Below are 25,260 nucleotides of genomic sequence, written 5' to 3' on the forward strand. Positions count from 1 at the left end.
TTATTCTGCCTCCTTGGATACACTTTGATCTTTATTTAATAATGGGAACCCTAATTTTTCACGTTCAGCCACAAAAATTTTCGCTACGGAACGAGCCATATTCCGAATGCGGGCTAAATATCCTGCACGTTCCGTTACAGAGACAGCGCCGCGAGCATCCAATAAATTGAATGTATGGCTACATTTTAAAATATAATCATAGGCTGGGTGAACTAAGCTTTCTTCAATACAGCGTTTAGCTTCTTTTTCAAATTTGTCAAAGTTTTCTAAAAGCATTTCTTGGTTACTAATTTCAAAGGAATATTTTGAATGTTCATATTCAGGTTGCACAAAAATTTCACCATATTTAACGCCTTGTGTCCATTCTAAATCATAGACACTTTCGACTTCTTGGATATATGATGCCAAGCGTTCTAACCCGTAAGTAATTTCAGAAGTGACAGGATGACATTGTAAGCCGCCGACTTGTTGGAAATACGTAAATTGGGTAATTTCCATGCCATCTAACCAAACTTCCCAACCTAAACCAGCACAACCCATTGAGGGATTTTCCCAGTTATCTTCTACAAAACGAATGTCATGTTCTAATGGATCAATTCCTAATAATTTCAAACTTTCTAGATAAAGTTCTTGGATATTTTCAGGAGAAGGCTTCATTACAACTTGGAATTGATGATGTTGGTATAGACGGTTCGGATTTTCACCATAGCGCCCATCAGCTGGACGACGAGAAGGTTCTACGTAGGCAGCATTCCATGGTTCAGGTCCAATGGCACGTAAAAACGTGTAAGGACTCATGGTGCCGGCTCCCTTTTCTGTATCATAGGCTTGCATTAACATACAGCCATTAGATGACCAAAATTTTTGCAAGGTTAAAATCATTTCTTGTACGGTTAACTTGTTTTTCATTGTTTTCCTCCTTGGAATATTTTTTATAGACATAGGGATTGGCTTTGCTTCGGGAATGTAAATTTAAAAAGGGCTACAGAGAAACAATTTTGTAGAATGGGATAATTTTTATGCTGTTCATCATCTACTCTGTCGCCTTTGCGCCAATTGAGCTTTTTTGAATAAACGTTACTATTTTTTCTTTTGGTGTTAACTGTTTGCTTTTTTTATTCGGTTACAACGTTCCCTTTGGTCACCTTGTGCTGTTCCACATCTGCTCTGACACTTTGTGTCAGTCGCAGTGAGGAACATGCAAAAAGTCCCCATGCCTATTAATAGACATAGGGACGAATAATTATCGCGGTTCCACCCTACTTCCGATGTGTTCATCGGCAGCTTCGTTTGTCGTACTCCAAAGTGCCTTTCAAAAGTTCCGTGCTTCTGGCTCCCACTCTCCCAGATTCGCTTAACAGAGGGTTCTTTTTACTTCTCTTTTTCTTCGTACGTATTTAACTTCTCTATCATAATACGGTGTCTGAGGGAAGTTGTCAAATTTTTTTTAGAAAAACGTCTGCTTGTTTACGTTTATTTTTCTTCCTTCTTTCGTGGTGGAATTTTTAACGTATTTTCCCACGTTTTCATTTGATCAATAAATTTTTTGCTTTTTAAGTGCAAACCAACATATTCATCGTATAACATATCAATCGTTTCTCGAATACTCTTCTTAGTTTCTTCTTTTACTTGAATGTTTTGGACTTTTTCATAGGAGACTTGCGAAAATAAGCGAATAAAATGAATTGCTCTAGGATCTGCATGGTAGCGCTGTTCATCTAAATGCCAATGTTTTTCACAAAGCACACCGCTATACTTTGAGGAATAATCAAATTTCCCTTGTGTTTCGCCACAAGCCACACAATGATGCCATTCTGGTCGTACACCAAACCGTTCTAACAATTGAATTTCAAAAATATTTGTAATGATTTCCGGATCTTTTTGCTCATTTAAAGCGGATAATGCCATGTGGGTAAATTGAAATAAGTTCGGATCATAGTGCTGATCTTCAATTGCTGCATCGACTAAGTTTAAAATATATGTTCCATATGCGTTAATAAATATGTCTTGTTGAATGTTTCGAAAAGGTTGAACTTCTTTGCTGCTATTGAGAAAAGATAAGCCTTCTTCTCTAAAGTTTCCGATGTAGACGGCTTCTGTAAATGGCAGAATCGCTGGCAAAAGAGGATTATTTTTTCGATGCGCACCTTTCACAAAAAACATCAATTTTCCATAGGATTCTGTAAAAATTTTGACGAGTTTATCCTTCTCTTTAAAATCCTTCGTAAATAAAATAATGCCTTTGGTCTCCCCTAATGCCATTCAATTCACTTCCATTTCTTATGTAAATTAGTGTAGTGTTTGGAAAGTTCGTTTATACACTCGCTTCCCAAACACTACTTTCTTAATATTCTTCTTTGCGATAACCAAAATCTTGTAAATAGATTTTTTTGTCACGCCAGTCTTTTTGGACTTTTACCCACAGCTCCAAATACACTTTGTCATCTAATAAATATTCAATATCTTGACGCGCCTTGGTACCAATTTGTTTCAGCATTTTTCCGCCTTTGCCAATAATGATACCTTTTTGACTGTCCCGTTCCACAATAATGGTTGCTTGGACATGGACTTTATCGTTTTCATCCCGTTTCATTGAGTCCACAACAACAGCGACAGAATGAGGAATCTCATCTCTTGTTAAAAGTAACACTTTTTCACGAATTAATTCAGAAACGATAAAATATTCTGGATGATCCGTAATTTGGTCATCAGGGAAATACTGTGGTCCTTCTGGCATTTGCTCAACGAGAACATCCATTAAATGCTCAAAATTATTTCCTTCCGTGGCAGAAATGGGAATAATTTCTTTAAAGTCCATTTGTTTCGAATAGTCTTCAATAATACTCAATAAATCATCTGGATGGACTTTGTCAATTTTATTAATAATCAAGTAGACTGGACTATTATTATTTTTCAATCGTTCAATAATAAAGTCGTCACCTTTCCCGCGTTTTTGATCAGCACTTACCATAAATAGAGTAGCATCTACTTCACGCATCGCATTGTAGGCACTTTCCACCATGAAATCGCCTAAGCGGTGTTTAGGTTTGTGAATCCCTGGAGTATCGATAAAAACAATTTGTGCTTCAGGAATTGTATAAATTCCTTGAATCTTATTACGAGTTGTTTGTGCTTTGTCACTCATAATTGCAATTTTTTGGCCGACAATTCGATTTAACAATGTTGATTTCCCAACATTTGGTCTGCCGACAATGGCTACGAAACCAGATTTATGTTCAGTTGTCATTGTATTTCTCCTCTTATTTCCACATTTGAATGATTTGTAAAATTTTTGGTACAAATAGAATTAGTCCTACTAGCACTGCGAAACCGGCTGTTAATAAAACAGCTCCTGCGGCCATGTCTTTAACCTTTTTTCCGATTGGATGAAAGTGAAAATCCGTAAACATATCTACGACATTTTCAAAAATTGTGTTGATAATTTCTGCCAACCAGACAAGAAAAACAGCCAATAACAACCACAGCCATTCAGCAAGTGTTAAGGAAAACAAGAAACCAAACACAATGGCCGTGGCACCAAACGCCACATGTTTGCGCATATTACGTTCTTCTCGAAAAACTGTTTTGATTCCTTGCCAGGCAAATTCTAATGAATTAATAAAATGTTTATTCTTTCCTGTTTGCTCATCTTTTAAGGCCATACGCATCTAAAATCTCTTTCTGTAAACCAAACATTTCTTTTTCATCTTCAGGTTCCATATGATCGTACCCATTCAAATGTAAAAAGCCATGTACTGCCAAAAAGCCCATTTCTCGTTCCAATGTGTGCCCATATTCAACTGCTTGTTCTGCTGCTCGCTCTGTTGAAATAATTAAATCACCTAGATTACGTGGTAGCTCTGCCAACTCTTCATCATCAAAAATAATTGGCAATTCGTCTTCCCCTTCATCCTCTAAAGCAAAACTGATGACATCTGTAGGCATATCTTTGCCCCGATAGTCACGATTAATCACTTGGATACCTGCGTTATCTGTAAAAGTCACCGACATCTCCGTATCTTCGGCAATTTCTAGAAAACCCGCTGCAAATTGCAGCAAGTTTTCGATTTCTTTGATTTCTTCTGTTGGTACTTTCTCGGTTTCATCAATGAAAGTAATATCCATTAGTCATCTCTCTTTTCTTGTTCATCTTTCATTTCTTCTGCTTCAGCTTTCATTTTTGGATACTTAATCCGTGAATGGAAGGTACTGCATAATCCATTAATTAATGATTTTTCAATGATGCGAATCTCTTTCATCGTTAACCCACATTCATCTAATTGGCCATCTGAAATTCTGTCTTGAATCACATTATGCACAAAGGCTTGAATTTTTTCGTTGGTGGGATGATCCATCGCCCGCACAGCAGCCTCACAAGTATCAGCAATACTCACAATCCCTGCTTCTCGTGTTTGTGGACGTGGCCCAGGATAACGGAAGTCTGATTCTTTAATTTCAGGATTGCGTTCTTTTGCTTTCACATAGAAAAATTTCATCAATGTTGTGCCATGATGTTGACGACAAATGTCAATCACCATTTGCGGCATATTGTACTCTTCTAAAATTTTGGCGCCATCAATTACGTGGCCAAAAATAATTTGTTTACTATCTTCTGGTAATAAAAAGTTATGTGGATTTTCTGCACCAGCAGGTAAGTTTTCCACAAAGAAATTGGCGTGTTTAATTTTACCAATGTCATGGTAATAACAAGCAACTCGTGTTAATAGCGACCGCCCGCCAATCTCAGCAACAGCGTTAGCGCTCAAACTAGCCACCATCATGCTATGATGATAGGTACCTGGCGCTTCTTCTAACAGTTGTTTTAACAACGGATGGTTCGGATTACTTAATTCATTCAAGACAATCATACTATCATCGGTCACTAATAATTCGATATACGGATGCAAGCCCATTGTTGCTAAAAATGAAAGTACCGTTCCTGCACTTGCACAAATTAAAGCTGTCCACGTTTTGCCATCTGTTAAACTCATTCCTTGATAAATCATTAAGACAACCGCCATGAAAACAGGAAAGACCACTACCCACATTAAAGCTGGGAAAACTTGCTCACTCATCCGTTTCCGTTTAACAACTGTTGCTAGAAATCCTGAGAATAAGTACATAATCAGAATAACCGTCAACGAGTTTGTGCCAATAGAATTATAAAAGATAAATAACGCAAAAACGACTTGGAAAATGGCAGCGATTATCCCTGAACGACGATTTACAAAATGATTTAGAATCAGCGGCGCAAAGGCTGCCGGATAGAACAAGGGAATATACATCAACTGCTCTGTTTGGAAAATCTGGAAGAATTTCATTAAAATAACACTGATTAGCATAGCACCCGTGTAAAAGATAATAAACGAGCGTTGTCGCGAAGGCTCAGTCACTTGTTTTGTAAAGAAAATTAACACTTCAACTTGAAGTAAAATAGCTAATGCTAATGCCACCATCGGAAAAATAGAGGTATTTTGACTAGTCATTCCTAGTAACTCAAGTTTTTCGACCGCTTTTGCATCAATTTGAGTACCTTCACGAACAATAATTTCGCCTTGATAAATCATTGCGGGTTGAACAGCATTCATCGCTTTTTGGCGTAGCTCTTCTGTTCGTTTTTCATTGGCAATATCGTTTACCACAATCCCTTGGTTAACAATGTAACGAATGACTTGTTGCATTGTACTCGTAATATCTAAGTATTGAATTTTACCGTTAGCTTCTTGGCGAATTTTATCCAAATCAGATTCTCGAACGTGATTTTGCATCGCATCATCCACCAACATCAAACTTTCTGAACGAACCTTATCCAATTGCTCAGAGGTTAATGTAAAGATTGTTTGATAAAAAACATTAGGAAAACTTTGATAAAACGTAACTTCATCTTGCGGTAAAGATTCAAATAATGATTTTAAGCTAGCTACTCGTTCTTCCACGGTCGGCGCAGGAATCGTTTCTTCCTTTTTGGCCTTCGCTTGCTTGTTGCTGTACTCTTTGTCTACTTTTTCATTCGCAGAATCAATCAATTTAAATAATTTATCAATACGATTATGTTGGACAGATGCCGTATCTTCTTGATAAATATATTCGGGTGTGACAGCTTCTGCTGCCAATTTTTTTCTTTGTTCTGTTTCGTAGGTATTCTCGATATTTTTATTTGCACGAATGGTTTTCTCGGCCAGTTGACCTTCTTTAATTTCTACTCTTTTCTGATGGACACTGCCAAACATAATCATAAATAAAAGAAGAGAAAAAACGGCTAATAAAATAGGTAAATAGGCTTTACCTAAACGATCCCCTAACTTTGTAAGTACTTTTTTCAAAAGGTACTTTCACTCCTTCCCTAACTGCTTAGGAATGCTTTTGTTGTTCTTTTTCATAGGCTTGAATAATTTGTGCTACAACAGGATGACGCACAACGTCACTGGCTTCAAAATTTACAAAGGCAATTTTTTCAATGTCTTTTAACGTACGCTCGGCGTTAACTAAACCACTTGTTACACCACGTGGCAAGTCAATCTGACTAGTATCTCCATTAACAATCATTTTTGAACTAAACCCTAAACGAGTTAAAAACATTTTCATTTGGGCAACCGTGGTATTTTGTGCTTCATCTAGAATGACAAAAGCATCATCCAATGTACGACCACGCATATAAGCAAGCGGGGCAATTTCAATAACGCCGCGTTCCATTAAACGATTTGTATGATCCATACCAAAAATTTGATACAAGGCATCGTAAACTGGACGTAAATAAGGATCGACTTTTTCTTTTAAGTCACCTGGTAAAAAGCCCAAGCTTTCGCCAGCTTCCACCGCTGGACGAGTTAAAATAATTTTTTGTACTTCACCTTTTTTTAAGGCTGCTACTGCCATCACCACGGCTAAAAAGGTTTTTCCTGTCCCCGCAGGTCCCACCCCGAAAATGACGTCATGAGTTTTAACTGCATCGATATATTTTTTTTGACCAACATTCTTAATTCGGATGGCCCGACCATGATGGTCCTTCATAATTTCTTCTTCATACATGGCAATAAACGCCTCTAAATTTCCAGCTTTGGCCATTTTTAAAGCAGAAACGACATCTGGCGTATGCACTTTGATGCCTCGTTGAATTAATGTTTGTAGCGCTCTTAACACGGAAGCGACTAACTCTACCTCTGATGATTCGCCAATTAACTGAATAACTTCGCCACGACTATTAATCGTTACGTGAGTATTCTCTTCTAAAAATTTGATATGTTTATCATGTGTTCCTAAAAGCATGTGTGCATCATCAGAATCAGTAAGTATTAATTCCAAAGATTTTGACTGATTATCTGTCAAAAAACGTCCATCTCCTTTATTATATAGTCCTTTACAATGATACCACATTCTTATCTGTTTAAAAAGAAGTCGTACCTGATTTGACTTTGAAAGTCAAAAAAGAGAAAACCGTAAAAAGCTACCGGTTTTCTCTTTGCATAAAAAAAACTAGGACAGTATCCTGTCCTAGTTTCGATAACGCTCTTAGTTTTCTTGTAATAATTCTTTCACAATTGCGTTAACTTGGTTGCCATCGGCTTTGCCTTTGACTTTCGGCATCATAGCGCCCATCACTTTACCAAAATCTTTTGGTGAAGTGGCGCCAGTTTGCGTCATTACCTCTTGAACTAGTTGACGAATTTCTTCCTCCGTTAGTTGTTGAGGCATATATTTTTCAACAATTGCTATTTCAACTTTTACTTTTTCAACAAGATCGTCGCGTCCCGCCTTTTCAAACTCTGATAAAGAATCTTTTCTCTGTTTCATCTCACGAGACAATACAGTGAGTTCTTCTTCTCCGTTCAATTCACGGCCCGCTTTAATCTGATCATTTTGAATGGCAGTCTTTAACATACGAAGTACGGCTAAAGTTTCTTTGTCTTTAGCTTTCATCGCTGTTTTAATGTCGTCATTCAATGTGGTTAGCAATGACATACCACCAACTCCAATTCATTCAAAACTAGAATTTTTTACGTTTTCTAGCTGCTTCAGATTTTTTCTTACGCTTTACACTTGGTTTTTCGTAGAATTCACGTTTACGTGATTCTTGTAAAGTACCCGCTTTTGAAACGGAACGTTTGAAGCGACGAAGAGCATCATCAAGAGATTCGTTTTTACGAACGACTGTTTTTGACATGTTATTCCCTCCCTCCGAGCTTAAAAAGTAACCGTTTTTCTTATTTGTGGGAAAAACCCACAAATTAAAATACTGTCCTTGTTATATTATAGCTAAAGCATAAATAACCGTCAACCACTCTACTGATAAAATACGAAATTTTTGTTTGATTTTTCGTCTTATTCGCTATTTTTCGCAACAATCGGCACAACGACCAAGTATTTCAAAGCGATGTCCTTCAATTGAACAACCTTTTAACTGTTCTTCAAAAAAATTCATCGGACACATGTGAATTTCTTCCGTTTTGCCACAAACCGTACAAATAAAGTGATGATGATGTTCCACCTCTTGGCAACAACGGAAGCGAAACTTTTGTTCGCCATTTAATTCTGTTTTTTCCAGCAATTCTAAGCGCTCAAAGTCATGCAAGTTACGATAAACCGTATCATAACTGACTCCTTTAAAGGTTTCATTCATAAATTCATACACTTCACGTGCAGAAACATACCGATTTCGCTTAATCAAATAGCTCATCAGTAATTCTCGTTTTTTAGTATATTTTAATCCACTGGCTTTCATGGTTTCTAAGGCTTGTTCAATATTGGTTTTTACTGGTGCCATCGCCATTTCCTCCCTCACCAACCTAAATCAGAATCATTACGAAATACATTCTGGACTTATGGTATAATAAAATTATTAAAAATGCAAGAAAGGACTTACCCTCTATGACTATTTCTGAAGAAAAAAAATGTGTGACGATTTTTGTCATCTCAGATTCTGCTGGCGAGACCGCTTCAAAATTGGCGGCTGCTTCAATGGCCCAATACCCCACTGTTGATTTTACTTTGATTAGACGAACATTCGTTAAAGACGAAGATAAACTGGTGCAAGCGTTAGAAGATGCAAAAAAAGCAGAGGCCATGGTACTGCATACTATCATTAATGATCATCTCGTGGCGATTGCTAATCAATTTTTCAATGAGCATCAATTGTTCCATTTTGACATTTTGACACCACCAGTTGCGGAAATCGAACGATTAACAGGTGTCGCGCCCATGCGGGAACCAGGTGCCTTACATCATCTGAATGAAAATTATTTTAAACGAATTGAAGCAATGGAGTTTGCTGTCAAATATGACGATGGCAAGGACCCACGAGGCTTTTTAGAAGCGGATGTGTTACTTCTTGGCGTTTCCCGAACTTCTAAAACACCGCTAAGTCTCTTTTTAGCCAACAAGAACTTAAAAGTTGCTAATTTGCCACTAATTCCTGAAGCACATTTACCGAAACAATTATTCGAAATGGACCCTAAAAAAATTGTTGGCTTAACCAATGATCCCAATGTTTTAAACGGGATTCGTAAAGAACGAATGCGCGCATATGGATTGCCTGAAAATACTTCTTATTCAGATATTGAAAAAATTCGGCGAGAACTGGCTTTTGCTAATGATCTTTATCAAAAATTAGGTTGTATCGTTATTGATGTCGCTTCTCTTTCAATTGAAGAAACTGCCTCAATGATTCTTAATGCTTTGAACTTAGAAGATCATAGTTATTATTCCACGGAAACAGCCGAGGATTAAAAAAAACGAGAAAAAATCACTAGTGATTTTTTCTCGTTTTTTTAAAAGACTTGAACGCCTTCTTGATCAATATTGAAAATTTGGATGCTCGCTTTGGTAGATAATTTTTCCAAATTTTGAACAATTTCGTTGGTTCGTTCTTCTGGCGACAAGATTAGCACAGTTGGACCAGCACCGCTTAAGAAAGAGCCATAAGCACCTTTTTGCTGAGTTAAACGACGAATTTCTTTTAAATGAGGAACCAATGAACGACGATACGTTTCATGCCATTTATCTTGTTCCATCATTTTGCCTGCTAAAGGTAAATCCCCGTTTAAAATTGCGGCAATCATAACATTGGCAATTGAGCTGGCCGCGACCGCTTCTTTATAAGTCAATTTTTCGGGCAAAACAGCGCGACTTTTTTCGGTAAATAACGGTTCCTCTGGAATAAATGCAATGACATCACACATTGGAAAGTGATGTTTGACATGGTAGACTTGGTTTTCTACATGGCTAGCCACCACGAAATCTCCTAAAATAGCTGGGGCCACATTATCCGGATGTCCTTCCATCTCTGTGGCCAAACGAACTTTTTCTTTAGGGGACAAATTTAAATGTGCTAGTCGGTTAGCTAATTCAATGCCTGCTACAATCACACTTGAGCTACTGCCTAGTCCTCTTGCAAGGGGAATGTCAGAAACCATCCGAATAACTTTTGGTGTTAATTCTGGTGCAATTTTCAATGCCGTTTGAATTAATAAATTCTCTTCATTAGTAGGAATCTCTTCTCCCAAAGTATGTTGAATTTCCCAAAATTCACTTTCACCTAAAACGTTGATTGTTAAATAAGCGGATAATGCAATGCCACATGAATCAAAGCCAGGTCCTAAGTTGGCACTAGTGGCAGGTACTCTTATTTTCATAGTGTTGCGACTCCTTTTCGTAAGTGCAGACGCATTTCTTCCACGTCACTCATTTTTGAAATAGCTACTTCTGTCTCCATTGCTGTATCAGGATCTTTCAGTCCGTTACCAGTAAAGACTGCCACGACGGTTTCACCTGCTTTGATTTTACCGCTTTTAACATGTTGAATAACTCCAGCTAATGAAGCAGCCGAACCAGGTTCAATGAAAACCCCATCTTGAGCAGCAATTTTTCGGTAAGCCGTTAAAATTTCTTGATCTGTCACGGCATCAATGAAACCACCGGATTCATCCCGTGCCTGTTCTGCTAGTTGCCAACTAGCAGGATTTCCAATCCGGATCGCTGTTGCCACGGTTTCAGGTTGCTCAATCACTTGGCCTTTCACGATTGCTGCGGCACCTTCTGCTTCAAAACCATGCATTCTTGGTAAAGTTGTTCCTTGTTTTTCATGCCATTCTTTAAAGCCTTTCCAGTAAGCGGAAATATTGCCGGCATTTCCAACTGGAATCGCTAAGACATCGGGCGCTTGACCTAATTGTTCACAAACTTCAAAAGCTGCTGTCTTTTGCCCTTCTAAGCGATAAGGATTCACTGAATTAACTAGCGCAACTGCCTCAGTTTTCGCAATCTCTCGCACCGCTTTTAATGCTTCATCAAAGTTACCTGGAATTGAAATAATGTCCGCCCCATACATAATAGCTTGCGCCAATTTTCCCAGTGCGATTTTTCCTTCTGGAATCACTACATACGCTTTAATGCCTGCTCTTGTGGCATACGCAGCAGCGGCGGCACTAGTATTTCCTGTAGAAGCACAAACAATCGCTTTGGCACCTTCTTCTACCGCTTTTGCTACAGCCATCACCATCCCGCGATCTTTGAATGAGCCGGTGGGATTTAATCCTTCGTATTTTCCATATAATTGAATACCTAATTCTTTGGATAAATTAGGTAAAGGAATCAGTGGCGTATTTCCTTCGGCTAAAGAAATCATTGGTGTTTTTTCTGTTACGGGCAAATACGCTTGATACTGTTTTAACAAACCCTCATACATGTTTACTCATCTCCTATAACCTTCATTACATTCAATAACTGAAAGGCTTCCGTATTTTGAATAGCTGTCACAACTTGTTGCATTTGTGCTTTTGATATCTGGTGTGTAATGGCAACAATTCTTGCTCGCTGTCCATCTGATTTCTGTTGAACTAATTGATCAAAGCTGACTTCTGCTTTAGTCATTAATTGCGTCAACTGCAAAAATTGTCCTGGTGTATCTGGAACATCTAATGAAAAATAGTACTGCCCAAATACATTTTCGGAACTCGTCAATTGGGTTTTATGTTGATACGAATTGAACATATGGCCAGTCGTTGCCAAGCGAATGTTTTTAGCAATCGTAATTAAATCACTGACCACACTGGTTGCTGTCGGTTTAGCGCCAGCTCCTGGACCGTAATACATTGATTCCCCCACGCCTGCACTTTTTATAAATACTGCATTGTACTCATTCCGAACAGATGCAATAGGATGCTTTTGATTGACTAGCATAGGCGCCACTTCCACCGAGATACTATTCTCATTTTGTTCAGCAGAGCCAATCAATTTGATTTCATACCCCAGTTGTTTAGCCATGGCGACATCATCTAAAGACAATCCGCGAATTCCACGAATATCAACTTGTGGTAATGAAACATTCATCCCAAAAGCAAATTGACTTAAAATAACCATTTTATAGGCTGCGTCAATTCCATCGACATCATTTGTCGGATCCGCTTCAGCAAAGCCCAACGCTTGCGCTTCTGCTAAAGCTTCTTCATAACTTTTATCAGCAGAAACCATTTGCGTAAGCATATAATTCGTCGTACCGTTCACAATCCCTAAAACTTGTTGAATATTGTCTGCCGCTAAGCTATTAGCAATTGTTCTTAAAATTGGAATCCCGCCAGCAACACTTGCTTCATAATATAAATCACAATGATGTTTTTGGGCTAACGCTACTAATTCACTCCCATGTTGCGCCAGTAAATCTTTATTGGCAGTCACAATATGTTTGCCCTTTTCTAAAGCTTTCATGATATACGTTTTGGCTGGTTCAATGGTTCCCATTAATTCCACAACGATTTGAATCTCTTTATCTTCTAAAATATCATCAATTGAAGTTGTTAAAGACAGACCGTATTCTTCCGCTTGCGCTTGTTTCGTTTCAAGATTTCGGACAAATGCTTTTTCAATGACTACATTCATTCCTGTCACTTGTGAAATTTTCTCTTGATGTTCTTTCAAGAGAGTTAAAACGCCAGTGCCTACAGTCCCTAATCCTAGTAACCCGATCTTTAAGGTATCCTTCATTTTTACCTCCATCAACAGCGCTATTCTAGTTACGCTATTTTTTCCTACTTTTTATCGATGTTCAATATGCTCAAAGGTCTGATTTAAAATATCTATTACATGATGATCATCCAATGTATAAAAAATCGTTTTTCCTTCGCGACGTGCCTTGACAACCCGGCTATCTCTTAATAATTTTAGTTGATGAGAAACGGCGGACTGTTCCATTCCCAATTGTTCACTAATCGCCGTTACGTTATGCTCGCCTTCTTTTAAAAGTAGCAAAATTCTTAAACGTGTTGGATCACTTAATACTTTATATAATTGACTTACTTGTTTGATTTCTTCCATTTGTTTCATTATAGTCGCCTCACTTTGCACTCATTATAACACAGAGTTTTTTAAAATAAGAACTGCGATTGTTCTTTCCTACGAAAAATATGGCACAAAGAAAGTTGGAAAAATGACAAACTTGTCGATTTTCCAACTTTCTTCATCTATTCGTGGTTGGCTTGCTGAACTGCATCCATCACGGCATAACGGAAGCCATTTTTTTCTAGAGCTACGACACCGCGAATCGTACTTCCTCCTGGAGAAGTCACTTCATCTTTCAATGCTCCTGGGTGTTTTTTCGTGTCTAAGGCTAAGGTCGCCGTTCCTTTTATCATTTGAGCGACAATTTCATAAGATAAGTCCCTTGGTAACCCTTCTAAGACTGCTGCATCTCCCAATGCTTCCATAAAGATATCAACAAAAGCTGGACTGCAACCAGCCACAGTACCAAAAGTTTCCAGTTGCGCTTCACGAATTTCTTTGACTAACCCTAAAGTAGCAAGAAGTTCCATTACCAGGTCCTTCGTTCGGCCTTCAATTGTTGGTGCCAAGGCTACGCCAATCACGCCTTGATTCACGCTAACTGGTGTATTAGGAATGGCATGAACAACTTTGGCTTCTTTATTGCCAAGAGCCATTTGTGCTTCTTCTATGGTATGACCTGTTGCAACAGAAATCAATAGACTTTCGTTGGAAAAATGAGGGGCTAATTCCTGAAGGACAGGTAACACGACCTTTGCTCCTGTCGCAATAAAAATAACCTTACATTCTTGGAAAAGTGCATAATCTGTGACAAGTTGAAAGCCCCACTCTTTTTGAAGTGCTTCTGCTGTTCCACTTGAGCCGCCTTTCACATATAAATGTTCCTTCTTGACTGCCTCAGCTTTCAGTAACCCTTTAATCATGGCACCGCCCATACTGCCAGCACCGATAAAGCCAATTTTCATAGCATTCCCTCCTTAGTTAAATAAAGTGTTTGCGCCAAAAGTCAATTAGCTTTTGACACAAACACTAACAGTCGTACTTTTTTCCGTACAGCTTGTTTCGTTTATTTTATTTTGTTAATTCATTAACGACTGCTTCAAACGCAGCAATTTTTTCAGAAGCTTCTGAACTACTTGTTGCTTTTGTTGCTAGATAGAATTTAATTTTTGGTTCTGTTCCTGATGGTCGGATAGCAATCCAACTGCCATCTTCTAAATGATATTTCAACACATCAGAAGGAGGCGTTTGTAATTGTTCTGTTTGACCATCTGCAAAAGTGCGTGTTAATTCTTTAAAATCTTCCGTTTGAGCAACTTGAATCCCGGCAAACTCAGTTGGCGCTTGTTCACGACATTTTGCCATTAAAGCTTTGATTTTACCGCTTCCTTCAATTCCGCTCATTGTTACGGAAATAGTTTTTTCTTCAAAGTAACCAAATTCTTCAAAGATATCTTGTAAGCCATCGTATAATGTTTTTCCTTGTTTTTTATAGAAAGCCGCTACTTCTGCTAATAAAACTAACGCTTGAATTGCATCTTTATCACGAACAAAAGGTTTCACTAAGTAACCATAACTTTCTTCAAAACCAAACATAAACGTTTGACTGTGGTCTTCTTCGTATTGTTGAATTTTTTCAGCAATAAATTTGAAACCTGTTAAAACATTAAACATCTTCGTATTATATTTCTCAGCAATCGCTGTAGCAAGTTCACTAGAAACGATTGATTTTAGAACCGAAGCATTTTGAGGCAACGTGCCTGCTTGTTGATGGGCTTCTAAAATATAATGAATCATAATTGAACCTAATTGATTTCCTGTTAATACTTGGTAGTCTCCGTTTGGCATCCGCACAGCAGCACCTAAACGATCAGCATCTGGATCTGTTGCAATCAATAAATCAGCGCCTTCTTTTTCCCCTAAACGAATCGCGTATTCAAAAGCTGAATGTTCTTCAGGGTTTGGTGACTTAACTGTAGTAAAGTCAGGATCAGCAACGGCTTGCTCAGGTACTAAAACAAATTTTTCAAAACCGGCTTGTTTTAATGCCTTTTCTCCTAACATTTTCCCAGTTCCATGTAAGGGAGTGTAAACTAATTTTAATTCTTTACCCATTTCGTTAATTAATTCTTGATTAATCGTAACTGTTTTAATTTCTTTCAAATACGCGTTATCGACTTCTTCACCAACAATGTTAATTAAACCGCTGTGGGCAACTTCTTCATCTGATAAGACATCAATTTTCAAAGGATTTTCGATACTACGAACATATTTAGTTAATGCATCTGCATCAGCTGGCGGCATTTGACCACCGTCTTCACCATAGACTTTGTAGCCATTATAGGCAGCTGGATTGTGAGAAGCCGTAATCATGATTCCCGCAAAAGCTTTAAAGTAACGGACCGTAAAAGATAATTCTGGTGTTGGTCGTAAGCTTTCAAACACAAAAGAAGGAATATCATGTTTAGCTAATGTTTTAGCTGCTTCCATTGCAAATTCTGGAGACATATGACGTGAATCATAGGCAATAGCTACACCGCGACGTTTTGTTTCAGGATCTTGCGTATCCATAAAACGTGCAAGCCCTTCTGTCGCTTGACGAACTGTAAAGATATTCATCCGATTAATACCGGCGCCTAAAATCCCGCGCATCCCGGCAGTCCCAAATTCTAATGGTGCGTAAAATGCATCTTCACATTTTTCAGGGTCTGTATTTAAGTCCTTTAATTCATTTTTTAAATTTTCTGGAATATTTTCTTCATTTAACCATTGTTGGTAAACTTGTTCCCAAGACATGGAAAACACCTCATTTGTTTTTTTGTTTTTACTTTTTAAGTATAGCATTGGATATTCGTTTAGAAAAGGGAAGTTGTAGCGTTTTCTCTCAGCAAATGATTTTTATGCTTAAACAAAGTATAAATTTCTAATTATCTTTTTATATTTTCTTAAATGCTCGTAAAGCCTTATTCTATGTGCTTTCGAGTATTTTTACTGTAGGAAGATACTTCACGTTTCTTTGCATATTTCCTCATGTCTTAGCTGTCAGAAGTGGTAAATAAGTAGTAAATTCATTTGTACTACTAAGCAACAAGACGCTCCTGTTGCTTCTCTTTATTCAAGCGTTTCATTTCTGCCATTGCAGAATCGAATGTTGCATGTGCGTAATAGTTCAGCGTCATGGCTATATTAGCATGTCCCATAATGTACTGTAATGCCTTTGGATTCATTCCTGCATTTGCATAGTTGGTACAGAATGTATGTCGCAAACTATGTGGAGTGATGTGTGGCAATTTATCCTCGTTATACTTATTGTATTTCTTAACAAGACCTTTCATCATGCCGTTGTAATCACTTGCCACTTTTGGATAGTTCTTTCTATTAAGAAAGAGGAAATCACTATATCCATCAATCTCAACACGCTTATCATTCTTTCGATTCGCTAACACTCGCTTAAATGCTTGATAGGCTTCTTCAACCATAGGAACTTGACGTTCGCCACTTTTGGTCTTTGGTGTTTCAATGTAGTACCCAATTTCAGTATCTCTCAATAGCTGATGGTCTATATTGACAAGACGATTCTCAAAATCTAAATCTGGAAGTGTCAAACCACCAAACTCTGAAATACGAAGACCTGTTTTTAAGAGTATCAGAATTTCATCATAATTTTTGCTGTAGGTTTTATCAGCTTTTGCAAAGGCTAACAGTTTTTCTTCCTGTTCTTCTGTTAGTACGGTCTTAGGGACAGTATCATCATCAAGAACTGCTTTCAGTTGAAAGTCAAATGGATTCTTCCGAACACAATCATCTTGTATAGCAATATAGAATGAAGCCTTTAAAGAACGTTTGTAGTTATTGATGGTTTGATAAGCATAACCATTTTCACTCATTCTAATAGCCCATTCTTTAGCGTCTGATGGCTTAATACTGTCAATACTTCTTACACCTAACTTGTCTTTCTTCAAAATATCCATAAGATATTTGCGTCCAGTTTCAGTGTTTTTTCTAACCTTTGGTCTTTGAGCGTTCTGTTTTGCGTAAAGCTGGCAGAGTGTCATTTTCTTTCCTACAACATCAATACCATCATGAATGTCTTTCTGTAACTCTGCGATTTTCTCTCTAAGTGAGATACAATCACGCTTTCCTGCTGGTACTCGGTCTGTAGCCACAAGTTTCCACGAGTAAACAAATTGCGGTTCTCCAAATGAATCTATATATTTGTATAAGTATCTTCCGTCTTTTCGTTGGCTCTCTCCAGTCTTTAAGATTCGACCTTTATTGTCACGTCTTTTTTCTGACATGGCATTTGCTCCTTTCCTTTATGGAAAGAGCCTTGATACGACTTAATACTATTTTATCATATACAAGACCCTTTGGCGACGCTAGATTGCGTCCAATGTATCTATAATTTTTTCAAATTGTTTTCGTTTAATCTGAATACGATTGCCATTCATAATCAGCCAATTTGCATTTTTATTTTCCTCTGCCAAGCGTCGTAGCTTGTTTTCGCCAATACGAAAATATTTTGACGCTTCTTCAATGGTTAGGGTATAACGTTCCCAAATAGGAATGTCAGTCTGCTTCATAAAATCCTCCTTTCCAAATCACTTATTTGGATTTCATAAAAGTTGTTTTACCAGCAATCGAACAGCTTTAGCAAAGCTCACGGGAGTTCCACCCCTGCATGGTTCTCATGTAGCCATACTCATTGCCTGCGACGGTTTTATCACGCTCGGACTATTGACTGTATGGGAGTATCATTATCACGATAAGAATGTCGTTGCAGGCAATCCTGCTAAAGATTGCTTCTCGGATCACTAACATGAATCGCTCGCTATCTTTATAAGATAGGTCATGGCGGTTAGTTCCGTTGGCTCTTTTCTTATCGAAACGTATTCGATTACTTTTATTCAGTTTTCAAAGAACAATGGCTCGTTAGCCTATCAAAACACATTGAAAGCTCAATATGCTTTGGTGGAATAACAAACCTCCCTGTTCGGGAAGCGTGGAATGGTTTAGCACGCTTCCACGAAAGGAGAGAGGATATTACTTAATTTCAAATGACAAAATCTTTGTAATCAGTCTGGTTTCCATTCTTCCACGTAAGACTTCATCAACGACCATACTTTGATTGCCATATTCATCTTTCATAAGTCGTAGGGAACGCTTCGTTATGTACCCTCTGTAATGATGTAGAATCTGGTTAATCGCTTCGGTATCGCCATCTGTTGCCTTTACAATGAGAGGAAAGGGAATCATAGGATATTGTGTTTTCATTCTTCAAATTCCTCCATAAACTTTTTAATTAAGGCTAGTCCACTGGTTCTATGCCGATAGACAGTAGAACGGTTCAATTTCAACAGGTCTGCAATTTCTGAATCGCTCATGTCCATAAAGTAAAACAGCAGTAGAATTTCACGTTTCTTGTCTGGCAACTCACGTAATGCTTCACTCAACAAATCATTTTCAACGCCTACTGATAACCCATTGAGTGTAAAAATCTGAAAGTCAGTTGAATAGTTATCTGTTGTCGCAAACTGGCTAACAAGATAATCGCCAACATCCGAAAAGGACACCTCACGCTTTGCAATCCTTGAAAGATAAAGCATATAATTCTTTCGCTCGTCTTCCATAGCACGTTTACAGATATAGTCAAACTGATTTTCTATTGTGGTCTGAAAAGAAGATGGTTTCATGTTTCTCACCCCCTTTCTGTCTAGGAAAGGAAGTGAGCCTTGCTCGTTTATCTCCTTTCACTCTTAGTCCCAATGTGAAAGGGGGATTTGTTGCATTACTGATAAATAAACTTTGTAAAAAAGTTCTGAATAGCCAAAAAAGCATATAAACAGATTTATTTCTCTGTTTACATGCTTCTGTTATTCTATCTATATGATTTATAAAACCACATTGGTGGACGTACTTATCTATTGCAGATAGACGACTTTTTTTGACAAGAACCCAATGTAAGGAAATTTATTGTATATGATGTACTTCATGGCGACGTTGACCTCCAACAAACCGCCATTTGGAAGTAATATACAATATTTTAACAGCGTAAATAGCACTACCATATAACGGTTTTTTTTATTGGCGTTTAGTAGTGCTTTTTATTAAATATAAACCTATAAACCATATAACACGTTTTTCTATACCTGTTTTTAATTCAGTAGGAACAATAAAATGTATAGAGGTGGTCTACTATGCGTAAAAAAGAAGATAAATATGATTTTAGAGCCTTTGGTTTAGCCATTAAAGAAGCTCGATTGAAACGAGGTTTAACTCGTGAACAAGTGGGAGCATTGATTGAAATTGACCCACGGTACTTAACTAATATTGAAAATAAAGGGCAACACCCCAGCATACAAGTTCTTTATGACCTTGTATCGTTACTTCATGTTTCCGTTGATGAATTTTTCTTACCTGCTAATAACTTGGTAAAAAGCACCCGACGATTACAGATAGAGAAATACATGGATAGCTTTACAGACAAAGAACTATCCTTAATGGAATCTTTAGCCAGCGGTATCAACGAAGCAAGAAACATCGAAGACTAATTAAAAGAATCCATACATAACGGAAAGAGCCGATAAAATGAGATTGTATTAATCTCATTTTATCGGCTCTGCGTCTTTGCGTCTGGCTCTGTAATCACAGTTACTTTGAACTGCTTTATTTCAATTAAATTTTCTTGTCTGCATTTCGGACAATAGAGGGGGAATTTTTTTAATTCAGTATCTTCCCTTATCTTTAATCGTGTTTTTCTTGGAATTGTGCTGTTTTATCCTTTACCTTGTCTACAAACCCCTTAAAAACGTTTTTAAAGGCTTTTAAGCCGTCTGTACGTTCCTTAAGGAATTCCTTAGTGCTTTCATAGATTAAACTCACATCACGCTTTAAATCGCTTATTTTAGACTTTAAAGACTTGTTTTCTTCAAGCAACTCATTATAATCATTTACATTTTCATTAAATCGCTCTACAAGACCACTATATTTTTCTTTAACTTGCCCATGTTCTTTACTTAATTTTTTATATTCTCTCGCCATATCAGTACTCATGAGATTTCTAACATGCTGTTTTAACCTATCGTTATCTCTCGCAGCAGTCACTAAGTTTTTATAATCACGCTCCGATATAACAACATTTTTGGTTGGTTTCTTTTCTGTTTTCATTATTTCTTTTCCCAAACCAAACATGGACTTTTCACCCGTTGGCACTTCAACACTTTTCATGTGTCGTTTCGCTGGTACTTCTAAATCTGATTTAACTTTATCGCTATAAGCAGTCCATTCATCTTTTTTAACTGCTAAATTTTTTTCTAGAAAATCAATCTCTTTTTCCAAAGTTTGTTTTTTAAATTTAGCTGTCTCAATATGTTTACGGTCAGAGCCACGTTCACCACGCTTCAACTCAAAACCCTGTTTTTTCATATGCTCGGGGAATTTATCTTGTAGCCATAACAGTTCTTGACGATTAAACACATTTTTTCCTTGCAGTTTTCCATCACGCATAGGCACAACACCTAAATGCATGTGAGGGGTTTGCTCATCATTATGAACTGTTGCATAAGCAATATTTTGCTTGCCATATCGTTCGGAAAATAATTTATAACTTTCCTCAAAAAATCGTTTTTGTTCTCCTGGATCCAGTTGCTCAAAAAAATCTCGGTCAGATGTTACTAGCAACTCATTTACAAGAACAGCATCTTTCCTCGTTTTTCTTGTACCTGTTTTTTGTGATTCAATAATTTCTTTGACACGTTCGTTGTAATCAATATTTTTATCATTTTTCAAATCATAATTTTCACGTGTTCGCTCATGGTCAATATCATCATTCGTTCTACTTTTTCGCTCTCTTTGATTATGAAATTGCATGCCTTTTAGTCCAGCTGATTTCACTTTTTGCATTCTACAAACTGCATAACTCATATGTAAATCGCTCCTTTTTAGGTGGCACAAATGTGAGGCATTTTCGCTCTTTCCGGCAACCACTTCCAAGTAAAGTATAACACACTATACTTTATATTCATAAAGTGTGTGCTCTGCGAGGCTGTCGGCAGTGCCGACCAAAACCATAAAACCTTTAAGACCTTTCTTTTTTTTACGAGAAAAAAGAAACAAAAAAACCTGCCCTCTGCCACCTCAGCAAAGGGGGGTTTTGCTCTCGTGCTCGTTTAAAAATCAGCAAGGGACAGGTAGTATTTTTTGAGAAGATCACTCAAAAAATCTCCACCTTTAAACCCTTGCCAATTTTTATTTTGTCCGTTTTGTCTAGCTTACCGAAAGCCAGACTCAGCAAGAATAAAATTTTTATTGTCTTTCGGTTTTCTAGTGTAACGGACAAAACCACTCAAAATAAAAAAGATACAAGAGAGGTCTCTCGTATCTTTTATTCAGCAATCGCGCCCTTTAATGGAACAAAAAGATTTGAATTCCTGTTATAAAAAAAGGATCAATTTTGAACTCTCTCCCAAAGTTGATCCCTTAACGATTTAGAAATCCCTTTGAGAATGTTTATATACATTCAAGGTAACCAGCCAACTAATGACAATGATTCCTGAAAAAAGTAATAACAAATTACTATACAGATAAGTTGACTGATCAACTTCCATAGGTAACAACCTTTGATCAAGTAAGGGTATGGATAATAAACCACCTACAATTGCAATACCTGTTCCCTCTGATAAAAAGCTGGTAAAGTTAAGCAAACTCATTCCAGCACCAGCTTCCTGCTGTTTCAAGCTACTTGAAACAATTGTTGATATAACTGTTTTGGTGAACGAAAGCCCACCTAAAACAAATACGATTATAATTGTCATGAACCATGATGTTGTTTCTAAAAGAAAGGAAGCAGTTAAAAAGCTAACAGAAAGAAATGTAACTCCGATGTTTAACACGTATAAAGGACCTCTTCTATCAACAAGTATCCCACCAATGTAGCCGAAAATAATGACACTCATTGTTCCAGGGAAAATAATTACACTTCCGATTTCGGCAGTACTTAGCTGGTGAACATCTTTCATCATATAAGGAACCATAGAGACAAACCCTGCTACTGTTCCAAATATAATTCCCCCACAAAGAACTCCAATCATAAAAGGTATATTTTTCCCTAATCCGGGATCAACAAAAGGATCTGTTACTTTCCTGATATGTTTTACAAATATCAGGAATGACAGCACGCTAACGATAAGAAAAGAAATGCTATATGATGTTGTAAACAACATAAAAAATACAATGCCTACAGACATTAGTATAATTCCTTTGATATCAAAATGACCTTTTATCCTTACTTCTTTCTTTAATAATTTCATAAGAAACGGAACAGTGATAATTGTTATCATAGGAATGAGTAGAAGATAGGACCAATGAATATAATGGGCTATCATTCCACCAATCGCTGGACCGACTCCTTCTCCCATGGCTACTATCGATCCAATAAGACCAAATGCTTTACCCCTATTTTCCTTTGGAATATAGCGCGCAACTACAACCATTACGAGTGCTGGAAATGCAGCTGCACCAGCCCCTTGAATAAAACGAGCCATAATAAGTAAGGAAAAGAAAGAATGGCCAACAAACCCAATTACCGACCCGAAACAATTTATTATAATTCCAAATAGGAGTAACCTTTTGATGCCTAATTGATCAGATAGCTTTCCATATACAGCTGTTCCAATGGAAAAGGTTAACATAAAGGCTGTGTTCACCCAGTTTGTACTCGCAGGTGGTTTATTAAAATCATTTGCAATATCAGGTAATGAGACGTTCAAAACCATTTCATTTAATACGCTAAAAAAAGATAAAATGCAAAGCCAAATTAAAATTTGGTTGTGTCGTAAATTCGATTGTGAATAGGATGTATTCACATTTCACCCCTCCAATAATGAGGGCAGACGTAGTTTATAGGGTTAATGATACGCTTCCCTCTTTTAATTGAACCCTGTTACATTCATTTCACTTCATAATTAATTCCTCCTTTACACTTTAATTCAAATCTTTATTAAAAAATATTTCATCTTATTTAACAAGAAACCATATTTATATAACAACATAAAATACACTAAGTTATTTTATTGAACATATATCGTACTTTATCTATCCGACTATTTGGACGACGGGGCTGGCAAACAGGTTCACCGGTAGTAACATGGTACCCTTTTAACTCTGTTAAACAAACACTACGTCCATTTGTAAAGAAAGTTAAATCACTACGATATTCTTGAATACACCGAGCAGGGATTTCTCCACTAAGAATGACCTCATTATTTTTCAATTGAGTGTCTACGATGTTCGCACAATATTTAGGAGCATCGTTGTATGCTCGTGAAAGATATTCCTGTGGCGCATAAATTTTAAAACTAAGATATGGCTCTAACAATTCTGTTCCAGCTTTTTTTAAGACTTGTTCCAATACAATAGGAGCAAGCATCCGAAAATCTGCTGGGGTACTAACAGGGCTATAGTATAAGCCATACTTAAAACAGATTTTACAATCCGTCACATTCCAACCATATAATCCTTGTTCGCAACCATAGCGTATCCCTTCCATAACTGCATTTTGAAATGATTGATTTAAGTATCCAAGAGAAACCGAGCTCTCATACTGCATTCCACTTCCCAACGGAAGCGGTGATACAGATAAACCAATGGAAGCCCAGAAAGGATTTGGCGGCACTTCGATGTGAATGGTATATTCTGCATTTTTTAACGGTCTCTCCATATAAATGACTGTAGGCTCTTTTAGTTCTATCTCCACATGATACTTTTCTTGCAACAGTGCACTAATCACTTCCATTTGTACTTTCCCTAAGAAAGAAAGTATAATTTCATGTGTCGTAGAATCCACATAATATTGTAGAAGCGGGTCACTGTCGGAGATTTCTAAAAGTGCATCAAGTAACATTTCCCTTTGTTGAGGTTTGCTCGGTTCAACAGTTGTTTGCAGCAGAGGGAGCGGATTTTCAATTCTCTCTCTCTGTGGCAATAGCTTTGTATCTCCAAGAACACTATTTAGCTTCAAAAACTCATTTTGCAAAATAACAATTTCCCCGGAATAAGCCTTATCAATTTTACATAATTCACCATTTATTGAAGTATACATTTCTGTAATTTTTATTTTTTCCTTTTCCGATATTCTAACCGAATCCCGCAAATGCAGGATTCCGCCATAAAGGCGTACATATGCAAGACGTTGTCTTTCTTCCGAATATTCAATTTTGAAGACATTTCCGCAAAGTTCAGACTTCTTTCTGTATGTTGATGAATAAAATTTATTCGTTATCACTTCTATAAGCTGCTCAATCCCTATGTTGCTTTTTGCGCTTCCATGATAAACAGGGTACAAGGAGCAATTCTGAAATCTTCTGATTTCCTCTTGTTCGAGTTCTAATGCTTCTAATGATTTACCGGACATATATTTCTCTAAAAGGTCATCATTTCCTTCTATTACCACATCCCATTGCTCAGGTTCCGTACAGCTCATCACACACATATTAGGGTGCAGCTCTACTTTCTGTTTGATTATAATTTCCATAGAAAGTTTCTCTTTAATATCCTGATAAACCGTTGATAAATCAATTCCATTTTGGTCAATCTTATTGATAAAAAAGATTGTGGGAATCCCCATTTTCCTAAGTGCATGAAATAATATACGAGTTTGTGCTTGTACGCCATCTTTTGCAGAAATCAGTAGAATTGCCCCATCTAAAACTGATAATGAACGATATACTTCTGCTAAGAAATCCATATGTCCTGGCGTGTCTATGATGTTCACCTTCGTATTTTCCCACTGAAAAGAGGTTATTCCTGTCTGAATTGTAATTCCTCTCTGACGTTCTAAAAGCGTATTATCCGTCCTCGTTGTACCTTTGTCCACGCTTCCTAATTCTGTAATCGCTCCACTGTTATATAATAAGCTTTCTGTTAAGGTAGTTTTTCCTGCATCAACATGAGCTAAAACTCCAATATTAATAATTTTCATGTGATTTTCCTCCA

26 protein-coding genes and 1 pseudogene are annotated in these 25,260 nt (G+C 37.3%); 2 read left to right on the forward strand and 25 right to left on the reverse strand.

Annotated features, from left to right (window positions below; all coding sequences use genetic code 11):
* From glyQ to IGK72_RS09565, 10 genes are all read right to left on the reverse strand, one after another.
* Complete coding sequence (glyQ, locus tag IGK72_RS09520) at nt 1-909, reverse strand: glycine--tRNA ligase subunit alpha (RefSeq protein WP_002379669.1); 909 nt, start codon at nt 907-909, stop codon at nt 1-3.
* Between the two features lie 564 nt (nt 910-1,473).
* Nucleotides 1,474-2,262: a DNA repair protein RecO gene (gene recO / locus IGK72_RS09525; RefSeq protein ID WP_002359746.1), complete on the reverse strand. Its 789-nt coding sequence runs from the start codon at nt 2,260-2,262 to the stop codon at nt 1,474-1,476.
* Between the two features lie 82 nt (nt 2,263-2,344).
* Nucleotides 2,345-3,247, reverse strand: coding sequence for a GTPase Era (era, locus tag IGK72_RS09530; RefSeq protein WP_002359745.1), 903 nt, complete (start codon nt 3,245-3,247; stop codon nt 2,345-2,347).
* Nucleotides 3,248-3,260: 13 nt separating this feature from the next.
* Nucleotides 3,261-3,662, reverse strand: coding sequence for a diacylglycerol kinase family protein (locus tag IGK72_RS09535; protein ID WP_031323828.1), 402 nt, complete (start codon nt 3,660-3,662; stop codon nt 3,261-3,263).
* Nucleotides 3,646-4,125 carry an rRNA maturation RNase YbeY gene (ybeY, locus tag IGK72_RS09540; protein ID WP_002356745.1) on the reverse strand — a complete coding sequence of 160 codons (480 nt, stop codon included), beginning with the start codon at nt 4,123-4,125 and terminating at the stop codon, nt 3,646-3,648. The genes IGK72_RS09535 and ybeY overlap by 17 nt, the downstream gene beginning before the upstream one ends.
* Nucleotides 4,125-6,323 (reverse strand): HD family phosphohydrolase, encoded by a 2,199-nt coding sequence (locus tag IGK72_RS09545; RefSeq protein WP_002356744.1) that lies wholly within the window; start codon nt 6,321-6,323, stop codon nt 4,125-4,127. The genes ybeY and IGK72_RS09545 overlap by 1 nt, the downstream gene beginning before the upstream one ends.
* Before the next feature lie 28 nt (nt 6,324-6,351).
* Nucleotides 6,352-7,266, reverse strand: a complete 915-nt coding sequence (locus tag IGK72_RS09550) for a PhoH family protein (RefSeq protein WP_369810298.1) — start codon at nt 7,264-7,266, stop codon at nt 6,352-6,354.
* 243 nt (nt 7,267-7,509) lie between these two features.
* The gene (locus IGK72_RS09555; protein WP_002356741.1) at nt 7,510-7,959 is read right to left on the reverse strand and encodes a GatB/YqeY domain-containing protein; all 450 of its coding nucleotides are present in this window, start codon (nt 7,957-7,959) and stop codon (nt 7,510-7,512) included.
* Between the two features lie 25 nt (nt 7,960-7,984).
* Entirely contained in the window at nt 7,985-8,161 is a 177-nt protein-coding gene (rpsU, locus tag IGK72_RS09560; protein ID WP_002356740.1) for a 30S ribosomal protein S21, read from the reverse strand.
* Between the two features lie 165 nt (nt 8,162-8,326).
* Nucleotides 8,327-8,767 (reverse strand): Fur family transcriptional regulator, encoded by a 441-nt coding sequence (locus tag IGK72_RS09565; RefSeq protein ID WP_002387080.1) that lies wholly within the window; start codon nt 8,765-8,767, stop codon nt 8,327-8,329.
* A gap of 98 nt (nt 8,768-8,865) precedes the next feature.
* Here IGK72_RS09565 and IGK72_RS09570 point away from each other — a divergent pair, with 98 nt between their 5' ends.
* Nucleotides 8,866-9,723 (forward strand): pyruvate, water dikinase regulatory protein, encoded by an 858-nt coding sequence (locus IGK72_RS09570; RefSeq protein WP_002389973.1) that lies wholly within the window; start codon nt 8,866-8,868, stop codon nt 9,721-9,723.
* Between the two features lie 41 nt (nt 9,724-9,764).
* Here the strand turns inward: IGK72_RS09570 and thrB are convergent, their stop codons facing one another.
* The 10 genes from thrB to IGK72_RS09620 all read right to left on the reverse strand — a co-directional run bounded on the left by thrB (nt 9,765) and on the right by IGK72_RS09620 (nt 18,962).
* Nucleotides 9,765-10,628: a homoserine kinase gene (gene thrB / locus IGK72_RS09575; RefSeq protein ID WP_002362187.1), complete on the reverse strand. Its 864-nt coding sequence runs from the start codon at nt 10,626-10,628 to the stop codon at nt 9,765-9,767.
* Nucleotides 10,625-11,680, reverse strand: a complete 1,056-nt coding sequence (gene thrC, locus IGK72_RS09580; RefSeq protein WP_002356733.1) for a threonine synthase — start codon at nt 11,678-11,680, stop codon at nt 10,625-10,627. The genes thrB and thrC overlap by 4 nt, the downstream gene beginning before the upstream one ends.
* 2 nt (nt 11,681-11,682) lie before the next feature.
* Entirely contained in the window at nt 11,683-12,975 is a 1,293-nt protein-coding gene (locus IGK72_RS09585) for a homoserine dehydrogenase (protein ID WP_002356731.1), read from the reverse strand.
* A gap of 51 nt (nt 12,976-13,026) precedes the next feature.
* A complete protein-coding gene (locus tag IGK72_RS09590; RefSeq protein WP_002356730.1) occupies nt 13,027-13,335 on the reverse strand; it encodes an ArsR/SmtB family transcription factor in 309 nt (102 codons plus the stop codon).
* A 116-nt stretch (nt 13,336-13,451) separates the two neighbouring features.
* A complete protein-coding gene (gene proC, locus IGK72_RS09595) occupies nt 13,452-14,234 on the reverse strand; it encodes a pyrroline-5-carboxylate reductase (protein ID WP_010819539.1) in 783 nt (260 codons plus the stop codon).
* A gap of 106 nt (nt 14,235-14,340) precedes the next feature.
* The gene (locus IGK72_RS09600; protein ID WP_023894642.1) at nt 14,341-16,065 is read right to left on the reverse strand and encodes a phospho-sugar mutase; all 1,725 of its coding nucleotides are present in this window, start codon (nt 16,063-16,065) and stop codon (nt 14,341-14,343) included.
* 284 nt (nt 16,066-16,349) lie between these two features.
* Nucleotides 16,350-17,567: a tyrosine-type recombinase/integrase gene (locus IGK72_RS09605; protein ID WP_001291561.1), complete on the reverse strand. Its 1,218-nt coding sequence runs from the start codon at nt 17,565-17,567 to the stop codon at nt 16,350-16,352.
* A gap of 81 nt (nt 17,568-17,648) precedes the next feature.
* Entirely contained in the window at nt 17,649-17,852 is a 204-nt protein-coding gene (locus IGK72_RS09610) for an excisionase (protein ID WP_000814511.1), read from the reverse strand.
* A 460-nt stretch (nt 17,853-18,312) separates the two neighbouring features.
* The gene (locus IGK72_RS09615) at nt 18,313-18,543 is read right to left on the reverse strand and encodes a helix-turn-helix domain-containing protein (RefSeq protein WP_000857133.1); all 231 of its coding nucleotides are present in this window, start codon (nt 18,541-18,543) and stop codon (nt 18,313-18,315) included.
* The gene (locus IGK72_RS09620; protein ID WP_000804885.1) at nt 18,540-18,962 is read right to left on the reverse strand and encodes a sigma-70 family RNA polymerase sigma factor; all 423 of its coding nucleotides are present in this window, start codon (nt 18,960-18,962) and stop codon (nt 18,540-18,542) included. The genes IGK72_RS09615 and IGK72_RS09620 overlap by 4 nt, the downstream gene beginning before the upstream one ends.
* 504 nt (nt 18,963-19,466) lie before the next feature.
* Here IGK72_RS09620 and IGK72_RS09625 point away from each other — a divergent pair.
* Nucleotides 19,467-19,820, forward strand: a complete 354-nt coding sequence (locus IGK72_RS09625; RefSeq protein ID WP_001227347.1) for a helix-turn-helix transcriptional regulator — start codon at nt 19,467-19,469, stop codon at nt 19,818-19,820.
* 59 nt (nt 19,821-19,879) lie between these two features.
* Here the strand turns inward: IGK72_RS09625 and IGK72_RS09630 are convergent, their stop codons facing one another.
* From IGK72_RS09630 to tet(M), 5 genes and pseudogenes are all read right to left on the reverse strand, one after another.
* Nucleotides 19,880-20,035: a cysteine-rich KTR domain-containing protein gene (locus tag IGK72_RS09630; RefSeq protein WP_080120191.1), complete on the reverse strand. Its 156-nt coding sequence runs from the start codon at nt 20,033-20,035 to the stop codon at nt 19,880-19,882.
* On the reverse strand, nt 20,014-21,192 hold the full coding sequence (gene mobV / locus IGK72_RS09635) for a MobV family relaxase (RefSeq protein WP_025193416.1): 1,179 nt from the start codon (nt 21,190-21,192) through the stop codon (nt 20,014-20,016). Before mobV ends, IGK72_RS09630 begins: the two co-directional genes overlap by 22 nt.
* Nucleotides 21,193-21,755: 563 nt before the next feature.
* Nucleotides 21,756-23,132: a tetracycline efflux MFS transporter Tet(L) gene (gene tet(L) / locus IGK72_RS09640; protein ID WP_001574277.1), complete on the reverse strand. Its 1,377-nt coding sequence runs from the start codon at nt 23,130-23,132 to the stop codon at nt 21,756-21,758.
* 34 nt (nt 23,133-23,166) lie between these two features.
* Nucleotides 23,167-23,229: pseudogene (locus IGK72_RS09645) on the reverse strand (tetracycline resistance efflux system leader peptide).
* A gap of 97 nt (nt 23,230-23,326) precedes the next feature.
* On the reverse strand, nt 23,327-25,246 hold the full coding sequence (gene tet(M) / locus IGK72_RS09650) for a tetracycline resistance ribosomal protection protein Tet(M) (RefSeq protein WP_001574275.1): 1,920 nt from the start codon (nt 25,244-25,246) through the stop codon (nt 23,327-23,329).
* Nucleotides 25,247-25,260 lie beyond the last annotated feature (14 nt).

Origin of the sequence: Enterococcus sp. DIV0183 (genome assembly GCF_050541505.1) — a bacterium.
Classification (GTDB): domain Bacteria; phylum Bacillota; class Bacilli; order Lactobacillales; family Enterococcaceae; genus Enterococcus; species Enterococcus faecalis.